Source organism: Campylobacter showae CC57C (assembly GCF_000344295.2).
GTDB classification, from domain to species: Bacteria; Campylobacterota; Campylobacteria; order Campylobacterales; family Campylobacteraceae; genus Campylobacter_A; species Campylobacter_A showae_B.
Window position 1 is genome coordinate 1 of sequence record NZ_AOTD01000216.1, and the last position, 4,070, is coordinate 4,070.

At 50.8% G+C, this 4,070-nt stretch carries 4 protein-coding genes and 1 pseudogene; 2 read left to right on the forward strand and 3 right to left on the reverse strand.

The features are described from left to right. The first annotated feature begins 124 nt into the window (after window positions 1–124). Together H740_RS08350 and H740_RS08355 are read left to right on the forward strand one after the other, a co-directional pair. A complete protein-coding gene (locus H740_RS08350; protein ID WP_034957765.1) occupies window positions 125–1,666 on the forward strand; it encodes a phosphatase PAP2/dual specificity phosphatase family protein in 1,542 nt (513 codons plus the stop codon). Between the two features lie 182 nt (window positions 1,667–1,848). Further along, on the forward strand, window positions 1,849–2,301 hold the full coding sequence (locus H740_RS08355; RefSeq protein ID WP_002953221.1) for a hypothetical protein: 453 nt from the start codon (window positions 1,849–1,851) through the stop codon (window positions 2,299–2,301). A 148-nt stretch (window positions 2,302–2,449) separates the two neighbouring features. Here H740_RS08355 and H740_RS08360 read toward each other — a convergent pair whose 3' ends face one another. The 3 genes and pseudogenes from H740_RS08360 to murB all read right to left on the reverse strand — a co-directional run. Next, entirely contained in the window at window positions 2,450–3,199 is a 750-nt protein-coding gene (locus H740_RS08360) for a tetratricopeptide repeat protein (RefSeq protein ID WP_002953222.1), read from the reverse strand. A gap of 54 nt (window positions 3,200–3,253) precedes the next feature. Continuing rightward, complete coding sequence (locus H740_RS08365) at window positions 3,254–3,544, reverse strand: hypothetical protein (protein ID WP_002953223.1); 291 nt, start codon at window positions 3,542–3,544, stop codon at window positions 3,254–3,256. A gap of 26 nt (window positions 3,545–3,570) precedes the next feature. Next, window positions 3,571–4,070, reverse strand: a pseudogene (gene murB, locus H740_RS08370) (UDP-N-acetylmuramate dehydrogenase); the annotation flags it as partial.

The following is a 4,070-nucleotide window of genomic DNA, read 5'->3' on the forward strand; positions in this document are numbered from 1 at the left end:
ATCTTAAAAGTGCGGGTCTCGGTGGGTAAATTTTACGCTTTTATGTCAAGCGAGCGATACCGGCGATTAAGCCGCCAAAGCGCAAATCCGATAAAATTTGATAGAATTAGCAAAAAAGGCAAAAATGGAAACGAAATCGTTTTTATCGCAGCTGGCCGCGCTAGTCGTCGTTGCCGCGATATTTTACGCTAGCTACGGCGCTACAAACGCCCTCGCGAGCGCTCGCGCAAACGTGCCCGAGATCTATTTTGCCTGGGAGCGCGCGGTGCCGTTTTGGGCGTGGAGTATCGTGCCGTATTGGTCGCTAAATTTACTCTACGCGCTTGGATTTTTCCTCTGCCGTGACGCCGGGGAGCTCGCGCGCTACGTCACGCAGCTACTAGCCGCGCAGATTATCGCGACGCTGTTTTTTATCGCTTTTCCTCTGCAAATGTCGTGGGAAAAGCCCGCAGTTTCGGGCTTTAGTGGTTTTTTGTTCTCGAGCCTGGCCGCCTTTGACCTCCCGTTTAATCAAGCCCCATCGCTGCACATCATACTTTGCGTCGTCGTGGGCGCATTTTACCTTCGCAAGGCGCGCGCGGTTTGGCTTAAAGCGGCGCTCGTAGCATGGTTTGTGCTCATCGGCTTTAGCGTACTGACCACGTATCAGCACCATTTTATCGACATTCCGACGGGATTAGCCGCCGGTTGTTTCGTGCTGCTCGTTCGTCCGATGGATGGCGAGCCGCTTAGTTTTGCCATGTCCGCGGACGCAGCGCGATACAAATGGGCGGCACTATATCTGGGGCTTGCGTTTTTGACGCTTTTTGCGGCGATTTTGGGGGCTCAAATTTGGAGCTCGTGGGCGCTGTGGCTATCTTGGGCGAGCCTTAGTTTTGCGCTGGTTGCCTGCGGTTACGCGTTTTTGGGCGTGGGTGTTTTTGCTAAAAACGGGCAAGGTCGTCACGCCGCCGTGTCTAAAGCCTTACTTTTCCCTTATCTTTGCGTCGCGCGGCTAAATGCGCTTTTTTGGCTGCGCAGACGCCGGCTTTCAGACGAGATTTTGCCGGGGCTCTATCTGGGCTCGGTTAAGCAGGCGGGTAAATTTTACGCGGTGCTAGACTGCGCGGCCGAGTTTGAGAGGCCTAACGGCGCGCAAATTTACGCGAGTCTACCTATGTTAGATATGATAACGCCCGGCGCAGACGAGCTGAGGCGCGGTGCGGACGAGCTTGAGCGACTCGTGAAAATGGCTTTTAGCAGCGGCGCAAATTTACCGCAAAGGGCGGCGGAGCTAGGATTAAATTTTAGCGCCGAGGTGGGCTACGCGCACGGGCGAGATTTGAAATTTGACGAGCAAGCGGGCTCGCGGGTAAATTTACAAACGCCCGGCGCGGCGAACAAACTAGAGATCACCGAGGCGAGACAAACTCCCGCGGGCTCAAATGAACGAGTCGCCGAGCAAAACAGCAAAAGGGTGCTAGTGTGTTGCGCGCTGGGCTACGGCAGGAGCGCGTCGGTGCTGCTTGCTTGGATGGTGATTTTTAGGGACTTTGGCTTTGATGACGCGCTAAATTTGCTAAAATCGCGCCGCGAAAAGATCGCCGTCTCCAGCTCGCTGCGCGAGAGGATAGCGCGGCTAGTCGCAGAAGTCCACGAATTCGAAAACGGACTAAAGATTGGCTAAATGCGCAAAAGCAAGTGCGGCAAATTTAAGCGCGAAATAGGCGCATGCTAAATTTGATCAAGTCCGGTTTGAGGGATCAAATTTAAAAAATCTGCAGGCTAGAAACAAGCGGCATTGCAAAATTCTCGGCGAAAACGAACGGGAATTTAACCAAAGGCAAACGCCCAAAATGAGGAGGGAAAATGACGAATGCGGAGCAAAACGAGAAAGCGGCGCAAGGCGGGGAGCGGGAATGCCGCCAAAGGACGGACGATAGGGCTTTGGCGCTGGTTACGGCTAGATTTTTAGCAACGCATAGGCTATTTTTCTTTTTAAATTTGCTTCAGCTAGCCGTCTGCCTTAGTATTTTTGCAAATTTTGTCGTCGTTGCGGGCTTTTTGACGGCTTTTGCGGTTTTGTTTTATCTGCATATTAGGTTGCATTTTGACGCGCTTATATTTAATGATTTTGCGGATGAGAGGCTGGGGCAGGGCAAATTTGACGCGGCGCTTTTAGAGCTAAATTTAACTAGCAAACCGCCTAAAATCCGCGATATGAAAAGTCGCTGCGCTGGAGCTTTGCGGCTATATAAACTAACGGCCGCGCTTACTATCGTCGTTGCTGCCGCGGCTTTGGCGGGTTACTATCTGGGCTAGAGTTTTGGCGCCCAATTTGACGGCCAAATTTGGCTCGGGAGTGCGCTTTTAATTTGCGGCGTTAGCTAAATTTGACTTCCGTGATCGTATGATTTTATGGTTTGAAAGATAAATTTAGGCGCAAACGGTTAAATTTGCGCCCGTAGGTTTATTTGATATTTTCTAGAGTGCTGCAGCTCTGAGCCGAGCCTAGATCGCAGCCTTTTTTGAAGTAAATTTTAGCCTTTTCAAGATCTTTTGCGACTCCGCTTTCAGTCGGCGGCATGTAGTATGTGTAGCCCGCAAACAAACATGACTCGACTAGGCCGTGCTCGCAGCCTTTGTCAAAATACTCCGCAGCTTTAGCAAACTGCTTTTCTTGATAGTACGCAGAGCCCGCGTATTCGCATCCTAGCGCGATATTTGCTTCGCAGGCTTTTGCGGCATTGTCTTTATCTTTTACGTATTTTCCTGAGGCTTCGTGCTCTTTTTTCGTAAAGGCCAGGAGATAGTACTCGTACGCTTTTGCTTCGTCTTTTTTGCCGTAGGCGTCGTCTTGGTAGATTTCGCCTAGCTTCGCGCATCCGTCAAATCTCTCGCCTTGGCAAATTTCGCTTAGGATTTCGACGGCTTTGTCTATATTTTTCTCTACGCCTTTGCCGTCTCTATAGCCCATCGCTACAAATTTACAACCGTCGTCGTAGCCGCTACTGCAAAGTTTTGAAAATATCTCAAAGCCTTTTTTGGGATCGTGCTCGGCGCCGTTTTTGCCCTCGGTGTACGAGTAGCCCGTCCATAGGCAACCTAAATTTGAGCCTAGATCGCAAGCTTTTTGGTAGTATTTGACGTCTTGTTTTTCATAAGCGTAGTCTATGCAGGCCGCCGCATCGTTGTTTTCGCAGCCTTTTTCGGCGCTCACGGCGGGTTTTTCTTTTACTTTGTCGCAGCAGTCGCTTCTCTTGCCAAACGATATCTAGTAGCACTTTTCATAGGCCTGCTTTGCGAGGCCGGAGTCTTTTTTGACGTCGGAACCCTTGCCAAACTCATAAAGCTGCCCGAGCTCCTTGCAAGAAGAATCAACCTTTTCTTTATAGCAGCCTAGCTTAAAGTAGTTCTCCGCGTCCTTCCACTGGCCTTTGGATTTTGCCGCTAGTCCGTTGTTGTGATTTGGCCCGGCCTGTGCTACCGACAGGCAACAAAATGCTAAAAACATGGCTAAAGCTAGCTTTTTTATAAGACCCTCCTTGCGAGTAATCTTAAACATTATAGCCTGTTTGCTATGTTTTTAACCTAAATCACGACTACTTCGGTTTTTAGCTCGACGCCAAACTGCTCCAAAACGCGCTCGCGGGCTAAATTTATGAGTCCGGTCACGTCCGCGAAGGTCGCGGCGTTAAAATTTATGATGAAATTTGCGTGCTGTTCGCTAAATTTGGCCCCGCCTATCGCGTAGCCTTTGAGCTGAGCGGCCTCGATCAGCCTGCCTGCGTAGTCGCCGGGCGGATTTACAAAACAGCTGCCAAAGCTAGCGCCTTTTGGCTGATTTGCGCGTTTAGCGGCGAAATCCGCCGCAAGAGTCGCGTCAAATTCGCGTGAAATTTTAAACTCGGCGCCGAAAATCGGCTCATCTATCCCGCTTTTGCGGTAGCTAAAGCTTATCCTCTCGCGCTCCACCCAGCCGCGTCCCAGCCGCACCGCGAGCAAGTCGTCGCTGAGGCTACCGCCGCAAGGCCCCGCGTTCATTTTTATTAGTCCGCCAAGCGTACCGGGGATATTTTGCAAAAACTCAA

What these genes read in the sequence shown, in the direction of transcription:
- H740_RS08350 (WP_034957765.1), top strand. Translation starts at nt 125, where the DNA reads ATGGAAACGAAATCGTTTTTATCGCAGCTGGCCGCGCTAGTCGTCGTT.
- H740_RS08365 (WP_002953223.1), bottom strand. Translation starts at nt 3,544, where the DNA reads ATGTTTAAGATTACTCGCAAGGAGGGTCTTATAAAAAAGCTAGCTTTA.
- H740_RS08355 (WP_002953221.1), top strand. Translation starts at nt 1,849, where the DNA reads ATGACGAATGCGGAGCAAAACGAGAAAGCGGCGCAAGGCGGGGAGCGG.